This is a genomic window from Rhodococcus sp. KRD162, assembly GCF_017168335.1.
Taxonomy (GTDB): Bacteria; Actinomycetota; Actinomycetes; order Mycobacteriales; family Mycobacteriaceae; genus Rhodococcoides.
Window position 1 is genome coordinate 746,093 of record NZ_JABFAU010000003.1, and the last position, 18,743, is coordinate 764,835.

The 18,743-nt window shown below is 63.9% G+C and carries 17 protein-coding genes; 14 read left to right on the forward strand and 3 right to left on the reverse strand.

Going from position 1 to position 18,743, the window contains the following annotated elements; translation table 11 throughout:
* Positions 1-5: 5 nt before the first annotated feature.
* The 7 genes from metH to J1M87_RS06010 all read left to right on the forward strand — a co-directional run bounded on the left by metH (position 6) and on the right by J1M87_RS06010 (position 7,234).
* Entirely contained in the window at positions 6-3,575 is a 3,570-nt protein-coding gene (gene metH, locus J1M87_RS05980) for a methionine synthase (RefSeq protein WP_206488584.1), read from the forward strand.
* Positions 3,568-4,239 carry an HAD family phosphatase gene (locus J1M87_RS05985; protein WP_206488585.1) on the forward strand — a complete coding sequence of 224 codons (672 nt, stop codon included), beginning with the start codon at positions 3,568-3,570 and terminating at the stop codon, positions 4,237-4,239. Before metH ends, J1M87_RS05985 begins: the two co-directional genes overlap by 8 nt.
* A gap of 62 nt (positions 4,240-4,301) precedes the next feature.
* Entirely contained in the window at positions 4,302-4,565 is a 264-nt protein-coding gene (locus J1M87_RS05990; RefSeq protein ID WP_206488586.1) for a phosphoribosyl-ATP diphosphatase, read from the forward strand.
* A 47-nt stretch (positions 4,566-4,612) separates the two neighbouring features.
* Entirely contained in the window at positions 4,613-5,464 is an 852-nt protein-coding gene (gene hisG, locus J1M87_RS05995; RefSeq protein ID WP_206488587.1) for an ATP phosphoribosyltransferase, read from the forward strand.
* 154 nt (positions 5,465-5,618) lie between these two features.
* Positions 5,619-5,981, forward strand: coding sequence for a PadR family transcriptional regulator (locus tag J1M87_RS06000; RefSeq protein ID WP_206488588.1), 363 nt, complete (start codon positions 5,619-5,621; stop codon positions 5,979-5,981).
* A complete protein-coding gene (locus J1M87_RS06005) occupies positions 5,978-6,634 on the forward strand; it encodes a hypothetical protein (protein WP_206488589.1) in 657 nt (218 codons plus the stop codon). Before J1M87_RS06000 ends, J1M87_RS06005 begins: the two co-directional genes overlap by 4 nt.
* A 93-nt stretch (positions 6,635-6,727) precedes the next feature.
* On the forward strand, positions 6,728-7,234 hold the full coding sequence (locus tag J1M87_RS06010) for a PaaI family thioesterase (RefSeq protein WP_206488590.1): 507 nt from the start codon (positions 6,728-6,730) through the stop codon (positions 7,232-7,234).
* Here J1M87_RS06010 and J1M87_RS06015 read toward each other — a convergent pair.
* Together J1M87_RS06015 and J1M87_RS06020 are read right to left on the reverse strand one after the other, a co-directional pair.
* Complete coding sequence (locus J1M87_RS06015) at positions 7,173-8,021, reverse strand: thioesterase family protein (protein WP_206488591.1); 849 nt, start codon at positions 8,019-8,021, stop codon at positions 7,173-7,175. The genes J1M87_RS06010 and J1M87_RS06015 overlap by 62 nt on opposite strands.
* Positions 7,979-8,863: a RecB family exonuclease gene (locus J1M87_RS06020; protein ID WP_374222363.1), complete on the reverse strand. Its 885-nt coding sequence runs from the start codon at positions 8,861-8,863 to the stop codon at positions 7,979-7,981. Before J1M87_RS06020 ends, J1M87_RS06015 begins: the two co-directional genes overlap by 43 nt.
* Before the next feature lie 297 nt (positions 8,864-9,160).
* Between J1M87_RS06020 and J1M87_RS06025 the strand changes: the two genes are divergently transcribed.
* The 6 genes from J1M87_RS06025 to prcA all read left to right on the forward strand — a co-directional run bounded on the left by J1M87_RS06025 (position 9,161) and on the right by prcA (position 15,758).
* A complete protein-coding gene (locus J1M87_RS06025; protein ID WP_206488806.1) occupies positions 9,161-10,012 on the forward strand; it encodes a tRNA (adenine-N1)-methyltransferase in 852 nt (283 codons plus the stop codon).
* A 286-nt stretch (positions 10,013-10,298) separates the two neighbouring features.
* The gene (gene arc / locus J1M87_RS06030; RefSeq protein ID WP_206488592.1) at positions 10,299-12,062 is read left to right on the forward strand and encodes a proteasome ATPase; all 1,764 of its coding nucleotides are present in this window, start codon (positions 10,299-10,301) and stop codon (positions 12,060-12,062) included.
* Positions 12,063-12,143: 81 nt separating this feature from the next.
* Positions 12,144-13,643, forward strand: a complete 1,500-nt coding sequence (gene dop, locus J1M87_RS06035; protein ID WP_206488593.1) for a depupylase/deamidase Dop — start codon at positions 12,144-12,146, stop codon at positions 13,641-13,643.
* 188 nt (positions 13,644-13,831) lie between these two features.
* Positions 13,832-14,026, forward strand: a complete 195-nt coding sequence (locus J1M87_RS06040) for a ubiquitin-like protein Pup (protein WP_206488594.1) — start codon at positions 13,832-13,834, stop codon at positions 14,024-14,026.
* A complete protein-coding gene (gene prcB, locus J1M87_RS06045) occupies positions 14,023-14,964 on the forward strand; it encodes a proteasome subunit beta (protein WP_206488595.1) in 942 nt (313 codons plus the stop codon). Before J1M87_RS06040 ends, prcB begins: the two co-directional genes overlap by 4 nt.
* The gene (prcA, locus tag J1M87_RS06050) at positions 14,961-15,758 is read left to right on the forward strand and encodes a proteasome subunit alpha (protein ID WP_241256336.1); all 798 of its coding nucleotides are present in this window, start codon (positions 14,961-14,963) and stop codon (positions 15,756-15,758) included. Before prcB ends, prcA begins: the two co-directional genes overlap by 4 nt.
* 30 nt (positions 15,759-15,788) lie before the next feature.
* Here the strand turns inward: prcA and J1M87_RS06055 are convergent, their stop codons facing one another.
* Positions 15,789-17,258: a bifunctional phosphatase PAP2/diacylglycerol kinase family protein gene (locus J1M87_RS06055; RefSeq protein ID WP_241256337.1), complete on the reverse strand. Its 1,470-nt coding sequence runs from the start codon at positions 17,256-17,258 to the stop codon at positions 15,789-15,791.
* 76 nt (positions 17,259-17,334) lie between these two features.
* On the opposite strand from J1M87_RS06055, the gene pafA reads away from it, so the two are divergent.
* Positions 17,335-18,693: a Pup--protein ligase gene (gene pafA / locus J1M87_RS06060; RefSeq protein WP_206488597.1), complete on the forward strand. Its 1,359-nt coding sequence runs from the start codon at positions 17,335-17,337 to the stop codon at positions 18,691-18,693.
* The last annotated feature ends 50 nt before the right edge of the window (positions 18,694-18,743 follow it).

Consider the following 18,743-nt stretch of genomic DNA (forward strand, 5'->3'; position numbering starts at 1 on the left):
TAGTGATGCCCGATCAACACAAGCCCAGTCTGCTCGATGCGATTTCACGTCGCGTTGTCATCGGCGACGGAGCGATGGGCACGATGCTCCAGGACGCGAACCTCACTCTCGACGACTTCATCGGTCTCGAAGGGTGCAACGAGATCCTCAACGACACCCGCCCCGACGTGCTGCGCGAGATCCACCGCGAGTATTTCGCGGCCGGAGCGGATGCCGTGGAAACCAACACGTTCGGTTGCAATCTGCCCAACCTGGCCGACTACGAAATCGAGGACCGAATCCGCGAACTCGCGGAAAAGGGCACTCGGCTCGCTCGTGAGACCGCGGACGAGATGGGCCCCGGCCGCGACGGGATGGATCGCTACGTCCTCGGCTCGATGGGGCCGGGTACGAAACTGCCTACTCTCGGGCATGCGCCGTTCGCCCGGCTGCGGGATGCGTACACCGAAGCCGCCCTCGGCATGATCGACGGCGGGGCCGATGCGATTCTGGTCGAGACCTGCCAGGACCTGCTTCAGGTCAAAGCCGCGATCATCGGCAGCCAGCACGCGATGGACAAGCTCGGCGTCCGCATCCCGATCATCACTCATGTGACGGTCGAGACGACCGGCGCGATGCTCGTCGGCAGCGAGATCGGTGCGGCACTGACCGCACTCGAACCGCTCGGCATCGACATGATCGGCCTCAACTGCGCCACCGGACCGGCCGAGATGAGCGAGCACCTGCGCCATCTGTCCAAGCATTCGCGTCTTCCGGTATCGGTGATGCCCAACGCCGGTCTACCGACCTTGGGTGCCAACGGGGCCGAGTACCCGTTGACCGCACCAGAACTCGCCGCTGCCCTGAGCGGTTTCGTCGGCGAGTACGGTCTGTCTATGGTCGGCGGCTGCTGCGGCACCACGCCCGAGCACATCCGCCAGGTTGCCGACATGGTCCACGGGGCAACCAAACTCGAACGTACGCCTGCCCCGGAGCCGGGTGTCTCCTCGCTCTACACCGCCGTTCCGTTCGAGCAGGATGCCAGCATCCTCATGATCGGCGAACGCACCAACTCCAACGGATCCAAGGCGTTTCGCGATGCGATGCTTGCCGAGGACTACGAGAAGTGCCTCGACATCGCGAAGGATCAGACGCGCGACGGCGCACACATGCTCGATCTCAACGTCGACTACGTCGGCCGCGACGGGGCCGCAGACATGTCGGCGCTGGCCAGTCGGTTGGCGACGGCGTCGACCCTGCCGATCATGCTCGATTCCACCGAACCGGCTGTTCTCCAAGCCGGTCTCGAGCACCTCGGTGGACGCAGTGCGGTCAACTCGGTCAACTACGAGGACGGCGACGGGCCCGATTCGCGGTTCCAGAAGATCATGCGGTTGGTCAAGGAGCACGGTGCCGCTGTGGTCGCGCTGACCATCGACGAGGAGGGACAGGCCCGAACTGCCGAGTGGAAGGTGCGTGTCGCCGATCGCTTGATCACCGACATCACCGAGAACTGGGGCCTGCGCCACGAGGACATCATCGTCGACACCCTCACCTTCCCGATCTCGACTGGTCAGGAGGAGGTTCGTCGCGACGGCATCGAGACCATCGAAGCGATCCGTCAACTCAAGCAGATGTACCCGAAGGTGCACACCACTCTCGGCTTGTCGAACATCTCGTTCGGTCTCAATCCTGCTGCACGCCAGGTGCTGAACTCGGTCTTCCTCCACGAGTGCACCCAGGCGGGCCTCGATACCGCCATCGTGCATGCCTCGAAGATTCTGCCGATGAACAAGATTCCCGACGAGCAGCGGGAAGCGGCACTCGATCTGGTGTACGACCGTCGTGCCGAGGGCTACGACCCCCTTCAGAAGCTCATGCAGCTGTTCGAGGGTGTTTCTGCGGCGTCGGCGCGGGAGTCGCGAGCCGAGGAATTGGCCCGGCTGCCGCTGTTCGAGCGGCTCGAGCGGCGCATCGTCGACGGTGAACGCAACGGCCTCGACGCCGATCTGGACTCCGCGATGGCCGAGAAGCCACCACTGGAAATCATCAACGAGACGTTGCTCTCGGGCATGAAGACCGTCGGTGAGCTGTTCGGATCCGGCCAGATGCAGCTTCCGTTCGTCCTCGCGTCCGCGGAGGTCATGAAGGCTGCTGTGGCGTATCTCGAGCCGCACATGGAAGCCACCGACGACGACGGCAAGGGCCGCATAGTGCTCGGCACCGTCAAGGGCGATGTGCACGACATCGGTAAGAATCTCGTCGACATCATTCTCAGCAACAACGGATACGAGGTCGTCAATCTCGGTATCAAACAACCGATTTCGACCATTCTCGAAGCCGCGTTGGACAAGCGTGCCGATGTCATCGGCATGTCCGGTCTGCTGGTGAAGTCGACCGTGGTGATGAAGGACAACCTCATCGAACTCAACTCCAAGGGAGTCGCGGAGCAGTTCCCGGTTCTGTTGGGCGGTGCGGCGCTGACGCGGTCGTATGTCGAGAACGATCTGCAGGACGTCTACGAAGGTGACGTGCACTATGCGCGGGACGCGTTCGAGGGTCTGAGACTGATGGACACCATCATGACCACCAAGCGTGGCGGTGGGCCGGCCCCCGACAGTCCCGAGGCGCTGGAAGCGAAGGCCAAGGCCGCCGAGCGCAAGGAGCGACACGAGCGCTCGAAGCGGATCGCCGAGAAGCGCAAGGCCGCCGAAGCGCCTGTCGTCGTTCCCGAGCGATCCGATGTCGCTGCCGACATCGACATTCCGGTACCGCCGTTCTGGGGCACCCGGATCGTCAAGGGGGTGTCGCTGTCCGAGTACTCCGGGTTGCTGGACGAGCGTGCACTGTTCCTGGGGCAGTGGGGCCTGCGCGGTGTCCGTAAGGGCGAGGGCGCAACGTACGAAGAGCTGGTGGAGTCGGAAGGCAAACCACGCCTGCGGTATTGGCTGGATCGATTGAGCACCGACGGCATCCTCGCGCATGCGGCGTTGGTGTACGGGTACTTCCCGGCGGTGTCCGAGGGTGACGAGGTGATCGTGCTCACCGAACCCGAACCCGATGCCCCCGAACGGTTCCGCTTCACCTTCCCCCGGCAGCACCGCGACCGGTTCCTGTGTATCGCAGACTTCGTTCGGTCGCGTTCGGCCGCGCGCGAATCTGGCAAGGTCGATGTCCTGCCGATGAATCTGGTGACGATGGGCCAGCCCATTGCGGACTTCGCCAACGAGCTCTTCGCTGCCGACGCCTACCGCGACTACCTCGAGGTCCACGGAATCGGAGTTCAGCTCACCGAGGCCTTGGCCGAGTACTGGCATCGCCGGGTACGCGAGGAACTGAAACTGTCCGACGGAAATTCGGTCGCATCCGAGGATCCCACCGAGGCCGAGGGCTTCTTCAAGCTCGAATACCGCGGTGCGCGTTACTCGTTCGGCTACGGAGCGTGCCCCGATCTCGAGGATCGGATCAAGCTGGCAGCGCTTCTCGAACCCGAGAGAATCGGGGTCAAGCTGTCCGAGGAGCTTCAGCTGCATCCCGAGCAGTCGACCGATGCATTCGTACTTCATCACCCGGAGGCCAAGTACTTCAATGTCTAGTGCACTTCACCTGCAAGCCGTCCTGTGGGACATGGACGGAACACTGCTCGATTCCGAGAAGATCTGGGACGTGGCGATCGGTGAATACTCCCGGAGCCTGGGAACGGAACTCAGCTCGCAGGTGCGCGAGAGCACTCTCGGAAACTCGATGTACGACGCCCTGCGCAAGGTACTGGCCAACGCATCGGTCGACATCACCGACGACAGCTTGAGCCAGGGGCGCGAATGGTTGACAGCGCGCGTCGGTGACTTGTTCGCCGAGGGCATTCCCTGGCGCCCGGGGGCCAAGGATGCTCTCGCCCTGGTCCGCGAGATGGGACTGTCGACGGGCCTGGTCACCAACACCGAGCGCGAACTCGTCGAGCGTGCGCTGGACACATTGGGCCGTGAGTACTTCGACATCACGGTCACCGGTGACGAGGTGGAGGCAGGCAAGCCGAATCCTGCGCCGTATCTGCGCGGAGCCGCCCTGCTCTCGGTGGACGTCGCCTCGTGCCTCGCAGTCGAGGATTCGCCGACCGGCTCGCTGTCGGCGCACTCTGCCGGATGTCCGGTGCTGGTCGTCCCCTCCGAGGTCGAGGTACCGGCCGCCCCCGGATACACGATTCGTGACGGTCTCGTCGGACTGACTGCGGACGACGTTCGGCAGGCGTGGGCGGGCTGAATCGGATCCCCAGCCCGACCGAATGCGTGCTCCCGAGTGATGACGTGAAAGAATGTCCAGCCGTGAAGACTTTCGATTCCCTGTTCGCCGAACTCACCGATCGGGCGAAGACTCGCCCGGAGGGTTCGGGCACTGTCGCGGCGTTGGACGCCGGCGTTCATTTTCAGGGCAAGAAGGTTCTCGAAGAAGCCGGCGAGGTCTGGATCGCGGCTGAGCACGAGAGCGACGAGGCACTTTCCGAGGAGATCTCACAGCTGCTGTATTGGGTCCAGGTGATGATGGTGGGCCGGGGCATCGAGCTCGAGGACGTCTACCGACATCTGTGAGTTCTGCCCGTACCTCTCCCATGAACTCACCGAAGAAGGAAACCTCCGTGCTACGTGTAGCCGTACCCAACAAGGGCGCTCTGTCCGAGTCTGCCGCCGAAATTCTCAGCGAGGCCGGCTACCGGCGTCGGAGTGACTCGAAAGATCTCACTGTTCTCGATCCGGCGAACGGTGTCGAGTTCTTCTTCCTCCGTCCCAAGGACATCGCGATCTACGTCGGGTCCGGCCAGTTGGATCTCGGTATAACCGGCCGCGATCTTGCACTCGATTCGGGCGCCGCGGTCGAGGAGCGCCTGGCGCTGGGATTCGGCCGCTCGACATTCCGTTATGCGGCCCCGGCAGGCAAGCAGTGGTCGACCGAGGATCTGGCCGGCCTGCGCATCGCAACGTCCTATCCCAACCTGGTACGCAAGGACCTGGCCGAGCGCGGTCTGGAAGCCACTGTCATTCGTCTCGACGGTGCCGTCGAGATCTCCATTCAGCTCGGCGTCGCCGACGCGATTGCCGACGTCGTCGAGTCGGGCCGCTCCCTTCGCCAGAACAATCTCGTGGCGTTCGGTGAGTCTCTGTGCGACTCGGAGGGCGTTCTGATCGAGCGTGCGGGCACGCCCGGCGCGGACTCTGCCCGCAAGCAACTCATCGCCCGCGTCCAGGGCGTCGTCTTCGCCCAGCAGTATCTGATGCTCGATTACGACTGCCCCAAGTCGATCCTCGACGAGGCCGTCAAGATCACCCCGGGAATCGAGTCACCGACGCTGGCACCGATGGTCGACGACAATTGGGTTGCCGTGCGTGCCATGGTTTCTCGCAAGGTCCACAACAATGTCATGGATCAGCTCGCCGAGCTGGGGGCCAAGGCCATTCTGGCTTCGGACATCAGGTCCTGCCGCGCCTTCTAGCGCGCTCGGTCGATCGAGCCTCACGTTCGCGAGGACGCCAAGGCGGCCCGATTTTCCTGATCCGCCGACGGGACGGGCTGCCGCACTTCCGGGCCACCGCAGACTGTGAGACGCTCTCTTGCTCAGCAAGCTAGCAACCGCTACCTTGTTCAGCATGAGTGTTGTCGAGAGACGGAGCCTGGTGCTTCGCGGGGTCTTGGACCTATGCCTGCTGGCATTGCTTCGAGAGCGCCCGGTGTACGGCTACGAGCTGACGGAGCGTTTGGCCGAACAAGACCTACTCGTGTCGGAGGGGTCTGCGTATCCACTACTTGCCCGCCTGGAGAAGTCCGGTTTCGTGATGTCCACCAGGCAGTCATCGGCATCCGGACCTCCCCGAAAGTATTACTCGCTCAGTAAGTCCGGCGCCGAAGCGCTGCGCAGCGGAACACAGGAGTGGCTGGATGTGTCTACCAGTGTCACAGCGCTCCTCGCATCGTCGGATCTGTCCATCAGCAACGGATCGGAGCAGCAATGAACACCACGATGTCAGGCGGCCACAGCAGCGAACTGCGAGATATCCGGCGAGAAGCGAACCGCCTATGGCGTCGCGCCGGTGTCCGAAGCAGGGACCGACACGACTTGCTTGCGGAGCTGGAAGCCGAGGTCAGCGGTGCACGTCTGGACGGTCACAGCGTTACTACCGTGCTCGGGGATGACCGTTCACACACCCTCGCCCGTTGGGCCGATGAACGAGAGTTAGCCGGACGGGCCATGCGTCTGGGTGTCGTACTTCCTGCGGCCCTTGTCGGAATACTGAGCGGGCTGTCCGTAGTACTCGGTGCGGTCATCGCGGGATTCACAGATCGACCGACGATCGATCCGGGCCCGTTCGTTCTGCCGTTGTACGCATCTGCGGGCCTCCTCGGATACCTCTGTGCGCTTGTATTCGTTCGATTCGCGCTGCGTCACGATCCGCGTGCGTCCAGGACCGTTCGTTGGCTGGCAATGCTGCTCCCCGGGGGTGCAGTGCTCAGCATCGGAGCCGGCGTCGCTGTTGCGTGGGCGATGAACTTCGAAACCAGCAAGACCGTCTTCTCGGTAGTTGTCGTGTTGGTCCTGGTCGTGCTCGCGACCACGGTCTACCTCGCTCGTTATCGTGCGGTGGTTGTGCTGTCCCACGCGCGCTAGCCTCGATCGGTCGACACGGCAGCCACCGATAATTCCCACACTGCGCTGGTCCCGCCCAGGACCGTCCGCGTCGATCCGATGGAGAGGCGACCCATGGCGGAAAATCAAGACAACAATCCGGATCGGCTGGCGCGGAGAATATTCGACGCCCAGCCGTTCACTCGATTGCTCGGTGCCGAGCTCACCTCCACGGACGCAGGCAATGTCGAGGTCCATCGACGCAACCGACCAGAACTCCAGCAGCAACACGGTTTGGTGCACGGTGGCGTAATCAGCTACCTGGCCGACAACGCGGTGACCTTTGCCGGCGGAATAGAGCTCGGCGGCGACGCGGTGACAGCGCACTGCACCCTGAATTTCTCCAGACCGGCGACGGGTGCATACCTGGTGGCCCGCGCGCAGGCCGTGTCCACGACTCGAAATCAGGCCATCTGCCATTGCACTGTCTACTCGGTCCACGACGAGACCGAACGGATCGTAGCCGTAGCGCAGGGGACGGTGGTCAAGGCTCACCCGCCCACGCAGCCCGGAGCTGGACTCAGCGTCGCCGAACCAGCACGGTCTGAGCGATGCGGCCGACTGGGCCCAGTTCGTCGCTGAGGGTTCCGGCGCACATGGCGATACCGTCGGGTCCGGTGGAGGTTTCCGCCGCGACCCCAACCCATTCTCCCTGTGGCACACGGAACACGTGCACCGTGATATCGGTGTTCAGGAATGTCCACTCGTCGATCGGAAGCTTTGCGCCGATTCCGTTGGCGATATCGGCAATCGAGAACAATCGTTCCAACGGAGACATCGATTCGCCTTGCACCAGAACAGGCTTGGGGCGTGCCCAGACCTCGCCCGGCCCCTCGGCTCCGATATGGGTGAGGATCTTGAACTCGACCGCATCGAGGTAGCCAGAGGACCAGGTGCCACCGAAGGCGTAGTCTGCTCCGGCCTCGACCGGCCGCATCACCGAGTCGCCGACGTGTTCGACATCGCCTGTCGGTGTGGTGCGCATCCGCCACGCGCTGCCACGAGCCACCGCCCTGGCAGTGCCCGAGGAACTTTCTGCCCACAACTCCGCCACGACGAGTTCGACGTTGCCTCCCGGCCGTTCCGTCCATGCCCGAACCTCGATGTCCGCGACCGGAACCGGGCCGAGAATGTCGACAGCGACTCGGCTGATGCGGGTGTCCTGTCGAGCATCGACGCGCTCGAGTGCGCGGACGAGCAGAGCAGACGGCGGAGCGCCGTGCTGCATCGTCGGTGCCCACAGGCTGACGGTGTGCTCGGTGGCCGTGACTTTCTCGAAGCCGTCCTTGCTGACACCGGCGGGAACGAAGAAGGCATCCGGGATCGTCACAGCTCGGGCTCCAGCTCTTGCGGTGCTGACTCGGGCCATCCGGGGTAGGGCGGGGGAGTACCACCGAACTCGGGACACAGAGATTGGTGGTCACACCACTTGCACAGTGCACCCCGCTTTGCTCGGAAGTCGCCGGTCTCGCCTGCCGCCAGAATCGCTTTCCAGATGGCGGACAGCATGCGCTCGAACCTGCGTAGTTCACCCTCGTCGGGGGCGTAGGTCAGTTCTTGCCTGTCGGCCAGATACATCAGCTTCAGTTGCGCCGGAACGACTCCGCGCATGCGCATGATCATCAGCGCGTAGAACTTCATCTGGAACAGGGCCTTGGATTCGGTGAATTCGCGCGGCGCCCGACCGGTCTTGTAATCCACGACGCGAATCATCCCGTTGGGAGCGACATCGATCCGATCGATGAACCCGCGCAGCGGCGTCCCGTCCTCCAGATCGACCTCGACCCGCTGTTCACAGGACTCCGGGTCGAAATGGGTCGGGTCCTCCAGTTCGTAGTACCCCTCGACCAATGCACGAGCCCGATCCAGGAAGGCCGCTCGCGAGTCCTCCGGTATCAGTGACGCGATCTGCGGCGACTGGGCCGACACGCGCTCCCACGCCGGATCCACCAACTCGCGCGCGGTGGTCGGTACTCGATCCTGCGCCGGCAATGCGTAGAGCGCCTCCAGGGCTGCGTGCACCACGGTGCCCTTGACCTGAGCTTCGGTGGAGACCTCGGGAATGCGGTCGACCGCACGGAAGCGATAGAGAAGCGGGCACTGTTTGAAATCGCCTGCGCGGGAGGGGGACAAGGCAGGCGAGCTGCGAGAGCTCGACTGCCCCGCAGTGTCGCCGAGATCGAGTAGTGGCAAGTCGATGGGCGTCGACACGGAAATACTCACGACAGCGAGACTATGCCGCCGGTCCGACATCTTGGGGTAGGGCCGTAGTCTGGCACGTCGAGTCCTCCTCGACGCCGGCCCACTCGGGCCAGTTCGTCGAACCGAGCAACGAAAGCAGGTTCCGCTGTGTCCACCGGTGATTCCGAGTCCGCGTCGACCGAGGCCTCAGAGGTCGACGCACTCGTCGATGCCCCGGTTCCGAGTGTGGATGACGTCGTCACCGCCACGGTCGACGAGATCGAACTCGATCAGAGCCGGACGCCGGACCCGAGCTCGGTTGCTCCGGTGCCTGCCGGGCCTGCCCGCAGTGGACCCTTCCGTGTCGGCGATCGGGTGCAGCTCACCGACGGAAAGGGGCGCCACTACACGGTGGTGCTCGAGGCGGGCAAGGAATTCCACACCCATCGCGGCGGCATCACCCACGACAAACTGCTCGGTGCCGACGAGGGCAGTGTGGTCACGTCCGTCAACGGAACTCCGTATCTCGCGCTTCGGCCGTTGCTGACCGATTACGTCCTGTCGATGCCGCGCGGCGCCCAAGTGATCTATCCCAAGGACGCGGCGCAGATAGTGCACGAGGGCGACATGTTTCCCGGAGCGCGGGTGCTCGAGGCCGGTGCCGGGTCGGGTGCATTGACCTGCTCGCTGCTCCGCGCAGTGGGGACCACCGGAACGGTCATCTCGTACGAGATTCGACAGGACCATGCCGATTACGCGGTCAAGAACGTCGAGACGTTCTTCGGCGAGCGACCGGCCAACTGGCACCTGACGGTGGCGGACGTCGATCGGTTCGCCGACGATCGGCCGGGGGAGCAGGTGGATCGGGTCGTCCTGGACATGCTGGCTCCGTGGGACGCACTGCCTGCGGTGGCGAAAGCCCTGGTACCCGGCGGAGTATTGCTGGTCTACGTCGCGACGGTGACACAGCTGTCCAAAGTCGTCGAAGCCCTGCGCGCGCAGGAATGTTGGACCGAACCGCGCTCGTGGGAGTCGATGGTGCGGGGTTGGCACGTCGTCGGACTGGCGGTTCGGCCCGAGCATCGCATGCAGGGACACACCGCGTTCCTCGTCAGCGTTCGTCGACTTGCCGAGGGCACCGTCACACCCAAGCCCCAGCGGCGTTCCGGCAAAGGCTGATCGATCTCGAATTGTGACCGTCGTGATCGGTGTCATCTCTCGATCACCACGTCTGTGTGCGCCTCGCACCATCGCGCGGCTCATCTCAGCCTCGAACTCGCATCGTCACTGGTGAGGCGGCCGATCGGGCAGTATCGGTGACGCGGTCGAGGGCCGGTGGCCGGATCGGCCACCCGTGCCACGCCGCGCCCGCACCACAGCCTGAACGTTCCCGATCGTGGTGTCGGTCCGCACATTCGGGCCGGTGCCGGTAGCGTTGATAGATCGTCACTGGGAGGAGTCGCTCATGAGCTCAACAGACAATCCGGATGTGGCCGCGGCCCGAGCCGAACTGGACGCCGTGCGAGCCGAGGCCGCTGCACTACGCCGGCAGCTGGGGGAGTCCCCAGAACAAGTACGCGAGCTCGAAGGCCGTGTCGATTCGCTCTCGCTGCGCAACAGCAAGTTGATGGACACTCTCAAAGAGGCACGGCAGCAACTCATCGCACTTCGCGAGGAAGTCGATCGACTCGGCCAACCACCGAGCGGTTACGGCGTTCTGCTCAGTGTGTTCGATGACGGAACCGTCGACGTGTTCACCTCCGGTCGCAAGATGCGGCTGACGTGCTCGCCGAACATCGAGGCCGACTCGCTGGCACCGGGGCAGACCGTGCGCTTGAACGAGGCGCTGACCATCGTCGAAGCCTGCACTTTCGATCAGGTGGGTGAGATCAGCACTTTGCGTGAGCTGCTCGGTGACGGGTCGCGAGCTCTCGTCGTCGGACATGCCGACGAAGAACGCGTGGTGTGGCTGGCCAAGCCGCTGATCGACATGGTCAACGACGACGGGCCGGTCGACCCGGAAGAGCCCTCGCGCAAACTTCGTCCCGGCGACTCCCTGCTGGTCGACACCAAAGCCGGCTACGCCTTCGAGCGCGTGCCGAAGGCCGAGGTGGAAGATCTCGTTCTCGAAGAGGTCCCGGACGTCGGCTACGAGGACATCGGCGGTCTCGGTCGCCAGATCGAGCAGATTCGCGACGCCGTCGAGCTTCCGTTCCTGCACAAGGACCTGTTCCGCGAATACTCGCTGCGTCCGCCCAAGGGAGTTCTGCTCTACGGGCCTCCCGGCTGCGGTAAGACCTTGATCGCGAAGGCCGTGGCCAACTCGTTGGCCAAGAAGATCGCAGAGGCTCGTGGTCAGGATGCCAAGGAGGCGAAGTCCTTCTTCCTCAACATCAAGGGTCCCGAACTGCTGAACAAGTTCGTCGGAGAGACCGAACGTCACATCCGCATGATTTTCCAGCGCGCCAGGGAGAAGGCGTCCGAGGGCACCCCGGTGATCGTGTTCTTCGACGAGATGGACTCGATCTTCCGTACTCGCGGGTCGGGTGTCTCCTCCGACGTCGAGACGACTGTCGTTCCGCAGTTGCTGGCCGAGATCGATGGTGTCGAAGGGCTGGAGAACGTCATCGTCATCGGTGCGTCCAATCGTGAAGACATGATCGATCCCGCGATCCTGCGACCCGGACGCTTGGACGTCAAGATCAAGATCGAACGTCCCGACGCCGAGTCGGCGCAGGACATCTTCTCGAAGTACCTCACCGATTCGCTTCCGGTCAACGCAGACGATGTCGCCGAGTTCGGTGGCGACCGCGCAGCATGCATCCACGCGATGATCGACCGCGTGGTCGAGCGGATGTATGCCGAAAGCGACGACAACCGCTTCCTCGAGGTCACCTACGCCAACGGTGACAAAGAAGTTCTGTACTTCAAGGACTTCAATTCCGGTGCCATGATCCAGAACATCGTGGACCGCGCGAAGAAGTACGCCATCAAGTCGGTGCTCGAGACCGGCAACTCAGGTCTGCGAATCCAGCACCTGTTCGACTCCATCGTCGACGAGTTCGCCGAGAACGAAGATCTACCGAACACGACCAATCCGGACGACTGGGCTCGAATCTCCGGCAAGAAGGGCGAGCGGATCGTGTACATCCGCACGCTGGTCACCGGCAAGAACGCGAGCGCGAGCCGGGCCATCGACACCGAGGCCAACACCGGTCAGTACCTGTAGGTCCAGCACAGACCAGTCTCGGGGCGCGTCCGTACAGGGCGCGCCCTGATCTGTCGGTGCCCTCCGTCTAGGCTCGAACGCATGCAGCGCATCATCGGTATCGAAGTCGAGTACGGCATCTCTTCGCCTACCGAACCAACCGCCAACCCGATCCTGACGTCGACCCAGGCCGTGCTGGCCTACGCAGCCGCAGCAGGAGTACCTCGCGCCAAGCGCACGCGCTGGGACTACGAGGTCGAGTCGCCCCTGCGCGACGCCCGTGGCTTCGACCTCGGACGATTCAGCGGCCCGGCACCGGTCATCGATGCCGACGAGATCGGCGCGGCCAACATGATTCTGACAAACGGAGCTCGCCTGTACGTCGATCATGCACACCCCGAATACTCCGCTCCCGAGGTTCGCGATCCGCTGGACGCGGTGATCTGGGACAAGGCAGGCGAACGCGTGATGGAGGCCGCCGCCCGCCACGCGTCGAGCGTGCCCGGTGCTCCGCGTTTGCAGCTGTACAAAAACAATGTCGATGGAAAAGGCGCGTCGTACGGTACGCACGAGAACTACCTGATGTCGCGCGAGACTCCGTTCTCGTCGGTCGTCGCGGGTCTGTCCCCGTTCTTCGTGTCGAGGCAGGTCATCACCGGGTCGGGTCGCGTCGGAATCGGCCAGTCCGGCGACGATGCCGGATTCCAGCTGTCTCAGCGCGCGGACTACATCGAGGTGGAGGTCGGGCTCGAGACCACACTCAAGCGCGGCATCATCAACACCAGAGACGAGCCGCATGCGGATGCGGACAAGTACCGACGATTGCACTGCATCATCGGTGATGCGAACCTCGCCGAGATGTCGACCTACCTCAAGGTCGGTACCACCGCACTCGTCCTGGACCTCATCGAAGCGGGCGTCGATCTGTCCGATCTGCAATTGGCCAGGCCGGTGACGGCGGTGCACCAGATCAGCCACGATCCCACCCTGCGCAAAGCCGTAGCTCTCGCGGACGGACGCGAGCTGACCGGCCTTGCGCTGCAGCGCATCTACCACCAGCGTGCAGCCAAATTCGTCGCGGCCGAGGGGAGCGACGATGCTCGTGCCCTCGACATTCTCGACAAGTGGGCCATGGTGCTCGATCTCCTCGAGCGTGACCCGATGGAATGTGCCCACCTGCTCGACTGGCCGGCCAAACTACGTCTGCTCGAGGGATTCCGCCAACGCGAAGGGCTGGGCTGGTCGGCTCCGCGTCTACATCTGGTGGATCTGCAGTACTCGGATGTTCGGCTGGACAAGGGCCTCTACAACAGACTCGTCGCACGCGGGTCGATGGATCGGTTGGTCACCGAACAGCAGGTACTCGATGCCGTCGGCACTCCACCGCCGGATACCAGGGCGTATTTTCGAGGTGAGTGCCTGCGCAAATTCGGTGCTGACATCGCTGCGGCCAGCTGGGATTCGGTCATCTTCGACCTCGGCGGCGATTCACTGGTCCGCATCCCGACGCTCGAGCCGCTGCGCGGCACCAAGGCGCACGTCGGTGCACTGCTCGAATCGGTCGACAGTGCCGCCGAGCTCGTCGATCAGCTCACCAACTGACCAGTCCGGGCGATCGCCCGAGTATTCGGTGGTGTCTCGACGTCCGGGCGACCCGGTCTGTCGGTAGGGTAAAGGTCCGTGCACTTTCGGCGGAACGTTCGGTTGCACATCCACGATGGTGCATCTCGGATGGATCGATGAGCGTGCAGTAGAACTGTTTTCTCGAAACACGGAGGAGGTCGGCGACTATGGCACAGGAGCAGACACGGCGCTCTGGCGGCGGCGACGACGATGAGGTCCCAGGCGACACCGGATCCGGTGGTCAGGAACGCCGCGAGAAGCTGGCCGAGGAGACCGACGATCTTCTGGACGAGATCGACGACGTCCTCGAGGAGAATGCAGAGGACTTCGTTCGCGCCTACGTTCAGAAGGGCGGCCAGTGACGGTGGATCGTTCGGACCCCAGGTCGGCCGGCGACGCGGTGGCGATCCCGCTCGGATCGAGCAGTTCGTCGTTCTCGGACTACCTTCGGCAGCACGCCCCCCATCTGTTACCCGAGAGCGGTCTGGCCGCCGATCTGGCGTCGCACACTGCGAGCGGCAACTCCGACAAGTCCGGTATCGCTCCGCACGGCACGACGATCGTCGCCCTGACCTACGCGGGCGGGGTCCTGATCGCGGGTGATCGCCGGGCCACACAGGGCAATCTGATCGCCAACCGCGACATGCAGAAGGTCTACGTCACCGACGAGTACTCGGCGGCAGGCATTGCCGGAACCGCAGGGATCGCAATCGAGCTGGTACGACTGTTCGCTGTCGAACTGGAGCACTACGAGAAGATCGAGGGTGTTCCCCTCACGTTCAACGGCAAGGCCAACAAGCTGTCGTCGATGGTGCGGAGCAATCTCGGTGCCGCAATGCAGGGTCTCGCCGCTGTCCCTCTGCTCGTCGGATTCGACATCGACATCTCGGACCCGGATCGTGCCGGTCGCATCGTGTCCTACGACGTGGTCGGCGGGCGATACGAGGAGCGGTCGGGTTACCACGCCGTGGGGTCGGGATCACTGTTCGCCAAGTCTGCTCTCAAGAAGCTCTACCGGCCCGCGATGACCGAGGAAGAGGCGATTCGCGCAGCAGTCGAATCGCTCTATGACGCCGCGGACGACGACTCGGCCACCGGCGGACCGGACGTCACCAGAGGCATTTACCCGACGGCGGTCACGATCACCAGCATCGGTGCGCACGACGTCGCGCACGACCGCGTGTCGTCAGCAGCACGGACCGTTCTCGCGGAGCGGGCGGAAAGTTCCGCAGACGCGGGAGGTGCCGAGCATCGGACCCGCTCCGGCCAGGACGTGAACGAAGGGGATAGCGCACCATGACGATGCCGTACTACGCATCTGCCGAACAGATCATGCGGGATCGTTCGGAGTTGGCGCGCAAGGGAATCGGTCGCGGCCGAAGCGTCATCGTATTGACGTACGCAGATGGTGTGCTGTTCGTGGCCGAGAACCGCTCCACGGCGTTGCACAAGGTGAGCGAACTCTACGACCGGATCGGTTTCGCAGCCGTGGGCAAGTACAACGAGTTCGAGAATCTGCGGAAGGCGGGCATTCAGCACGCAGACATCAAGGGGTACACCTACGACCGGCGTGACGTGACCGGTCGTTCGCTCGCGAAGACGTACGCGCAGGCTCTCGGCACTATCTTCACCGAGCAGCTCAAGCCGTACGAGGTCGAAATCTGTGTCGCGGAGGTCTCGCATCAGGACGAGCCGATCGCGACTCAGCTCTACCGCATCACCTACGACGGGTCGATCGTCGACGAGCAGGATTTCGTCGTCATGGGTGGAACGACCGAGCCGATCGTGGCCGCGTTGAAAGACACCTACCGGCCCGGGCTGGATCTGGCCGACGCTGTACGCGTGGCGGTCGATGCCCTCTCTGCAGGTCCGGCAACACCACCTGCCGCGGGCGGCGAGCCGGAGAAGAAGGTTCTCGAAGTATCGGCGCTCGAAGTGGCCGTGTTGGATCAGGGTCGGCCCCGCCGTGCGTTCCGACGTATTGCCGGATCGGCCTTGGAGGAGATGTTGCCTGCTCCGGCGGTGGAGCCAGGGCCCGGTCCGTCGGACGGCAACCCCGCAGACGGCGCGTCCGAACCCCGAACGGCTCAGTAGGTTCCCCGACTTGTGAGATGGCCTCGCGCTCTACCGCTTCCGGTACAGTGCGAGGCCGTTCTTGTCGCTGGTGAACTCGAATCGATTTCCCTCGCCTACTACTTCGCCGTCTGCCGCCAGTGCAACCGGAGCGCCCTCGACGGCCACCGTCAGCTCCTGCACCACTCGCCGGACATACGCCGGCGATGAGCCGAGCGTGCCGGTGACGGTTGCCCACAGCAGTCTGGTTCTCGACGCCTTCGGTTCCGAGGGGAGGAACCTGACGTCGAGGGTGCCGGTGTGAATACTGCTGCGCGACATCGGAACCTGATCGGCCGGCGCATACTTTCCATTGCCGACGAACAGCATCCAGACCGAGTGCCCGGCACCATCGAGCCTGATGTTCAGTGGTTCCGCGGCCGCCAACACCCTCGCCATCGCGATGGCTGCGGCGGGCCACTTTCCGATGCGGTGCTCGAGTTTCTGGCGCAACCTCACCGAATCGGGATATCCACCGAACGTTGCGGTGTTGACGAAAGACACCCTGGCGCCATCGACGGACACTGCGGCGATGTCGACCAGTTCGGCAGTGCCCTGTTCGACGGCTGCAGCGGTGTCTGCGACGGCGGTCAGTCCGGTGTCGCGGGCGAAGTGATTGAGGGTGCCACCGGGGAACGCGGCGAGCGGTAGACCGTTGCGCACCGCCGACGCAGCGACGCCAACCACCGTTCCGTCGCCGCCGCATACGCCGAGGGCTCGCGGGGACGTGGTGAGGATTCTCCGATCGAGTTGCTCCACGAAATCGTGTTCCGGGTCCGGGACGAACAGTTCGGCGTCCGGTAGCGCTTCCCGAATCGCCTCCGGCACCGCGTCGGAGTCGTCGCCCGATCCCGGGTTGACGAGCACGAGCAGACCTCGCCCTCGCTCGAGAGGCTCCACCTCGAGCGGCGATCCGAGATCTGCGGGCACCTCCGAGCGCACAGCCCACCATCGCCGAGTCGACACGGCGATTGCCGAACCGAGAGCTGCGCCGGCGATGACGTCGGTGGGCCAGTGCACTCCGACATGGACGCGTGAGTAGCAGACCGCCGCCGCGACCGGGGCCAGCAGGGTCGCGGCAATCGGTGACTCGATTGCCACCGCGGTGACGAACGCCGCCGCCGATGCCGAATGTCCGGATGGAAAAGACGAGGACACCGGCGGTGCCAGCAGGCGGCGAAGTACCGGAACCAGCTCGGTGTCGGGGCGAGATCGTGGGAACAGTGGCTTGAGCAGACCGTTTGCTGTCGCGCTCGCCCCGGCCAGCGCAACCAGTCCTCGCACGCCGCCGCGACGGGCAGAACCGCCTGCGGCGACCAACAGAGCTGCAGCACCGAGCCACAATCGACCGTGATCGGCCGCAGTGCTCAGCGCACGCAGCCCGGCGTCCGCCCGGCTGGACCGCAGCTCCGCACTCCTGGTCACCAGGGACAGGTCCCACGCTCGAACGGCAGCCGAAACGGTGGTGTGCGCGGGCGTCATGACAACCACCCTAGGCACGGACGACATCCGCGCGCTCCGACACATCGATTCCGAGGTTGCGTTGTAGTGTCGAAGTGTGCAGCGACGAATTATGGGCATCGAGACAGAGTTCGGTGTCACGTGTACTTTCCACGGACACCGACGGCTCAGTCCGGACGAAGTGGCGCGCTATCTGTTCCGCCGGGTGGTTTCGTGGGGACGCAGCTCGAATGTGTTCCTTCGCAACGGGGCTCGCTTGTACCTCGATGTGGGTTCGCATCCCGAGTACGCGACCGCCGAGTGTGACAGTCTGCTGCAGTTGGTCACCCATGACAGGGCAGGCGAACGAGTCCTGGAAGACCTGTTGATCGACGCCGAGCAACGGCTCGCCGAAGAGGGTATCGGCGGCGATATCTACCTGTTCAAGAACAACACGGACTCGGCAGGCAACTCCTACGGCTGCCACGAGAATTTCCTGGTACAGCGAGCGGGGGAGTTCTCCAGAATCTCGGACGTTCTGCTGCCGTTCCTGGTCACACGGCAGCTGATCTGCGGGGCGGGGAAGGTGCTTCAGACCCCGAAGGCAGCGACGTTCTGCCTGTCTCAGCGCGCCGAGCACATCTGGGAGGGCGTCTCCTCGGCCACCACGCGGTCGCGACCCATCATCAACACTCGCGACGAACCGCATGCCGATGCCGAGAAGTACCGCAGATTGCACGTCATCGTGGGCGATTCGAACATGGCCGAGACGTCGACGATGCTCAAGGTCGGCACGGCCGCGCTCGTTCTGGAGATGATCGAGGCCGGCGTCTCGTTCCGAGATTTCGCGCTGGACAATCCGATTCGGGCTATCCGTGAGGTCAGTCACGATCTGACCGGTCGACGCCCGGTGCGACTGGCCGGGGGCCGTCAGGCCAGCGCCCTCGATATCCAACGCGAGTACCACGCCCGGGCCGTCGAGCACCTCAGAACGCGCGAGCCGAACACCCAGGTGGAACAGGTGGTCGACCTCTGGGGTCGTACGCTCGATGCGATCGAGGCGCAGGATTTCGCGAAGGTGGACACCGAGATCGATTGGGTCATCAAACGCAAGCTGTTCCAGCGATACCAGGATCGGTACTCGATGGAGCTGTCCGATCCCAAGATTGCCCAGCTGGACCTGGCGTATCACGACATCAAGCGTGGTCGTGGCGTGTTCGATCTGCTGCAACGCAAGGGATTGGCCAAGCGCGTCACCGAGGACGACCAGATCGACGAAGCAGTCGATCTACCGCCGCAGACCACCCGAGCGAAACTTCGAGGCGAGTTCATCACGGCTGCGCAAGAAGCCGGTCGCGACTTCACCGTGGACTGGGTGCACCTCAAGCTCAACGACCAAGCGCAGCGCACCGTGCTGTGCAAGGATCCCTTCCGCTCGGTCGACGAGCGAGTGGAAAGACTGATCGCGTCGATGTAGCTCGTATGTTCGGGTCGCTACCGCTCCGGCCGTCGATGAGCTACTAGGCT

Coding starts and splice junctions, on each gene's coding strand:
- J1M87_RS06010 (WP_206488590.1), top strand. CDS start 6,728: ATGGCGGAAAATCAAGACAACAATCCGGATCGGCTGGCGCGGAGAATA.
- J1M87_RS06005 (WP_206488589.1), top strand. CDS start 5,978: ATGAACACCACGATGTCAGGCGGCCACAGCAGCGAACTGCGAGATATC.
- J1M87_RS06015 (WP_206488591.1), bottom strand. CDS start 8,021: ATGGCCCGAGTCAGCACCGCAAGAGCTGGAGCCCGAGCTGTGACGATC.
- J1M87_RS06000 (WP_206488588.1), top strand. CDS start 5,619: ATGAGTGTTGTCGAGAGACGGAGCCTGGTGCTTCGCGGGGTCTTGGAC.
- dop (WP_206488593.1), top strand. CDS start 12,144: ATGCAGCGCATCATCGGTATCGAAGTCGAGTACGGCATCTCTTCGCCT.
- prcA (WP_241256336.1), top strand. CDS start 14,961: ATGACGATGCCGTACTACGCATCTGCCGAACAGATCATGCGGGATCGT.
- J1M87_RS05985 (WP_206488585.1), top strand. CDS start 3,568: ATGTCTAGTGCACTTCACCTGCAAGCCGTCCTGTGGGACATGGACGGA.
- J1M87_RS06055 (WP_241256337.1), bottom strand. CDS start 17,258: ATGACGCCCGCGCACACCACCGTTTCGGCTGCCGTTCGAGCGTGGGAC.
- arc (WP_206488592.1), top strand. CDS start 10,299: ATGAGCTCAACAGACAATCCGGATGTGGCCGCGGCCCGAGCCGAACTG.
- metH (WP_206488584.1), top strand. CDS start 6: ATGCCCGATCAACACAAGCCCAGTCTGCTCGATGCGATTTCACGTCGC.
- J1M87_RS06040 (WP_206488594.1), top strand. CDS start 13,832: ATGGCACAGGAGCAGACACGGCGCTCTGGCGGCGGCGACGACGATGAG.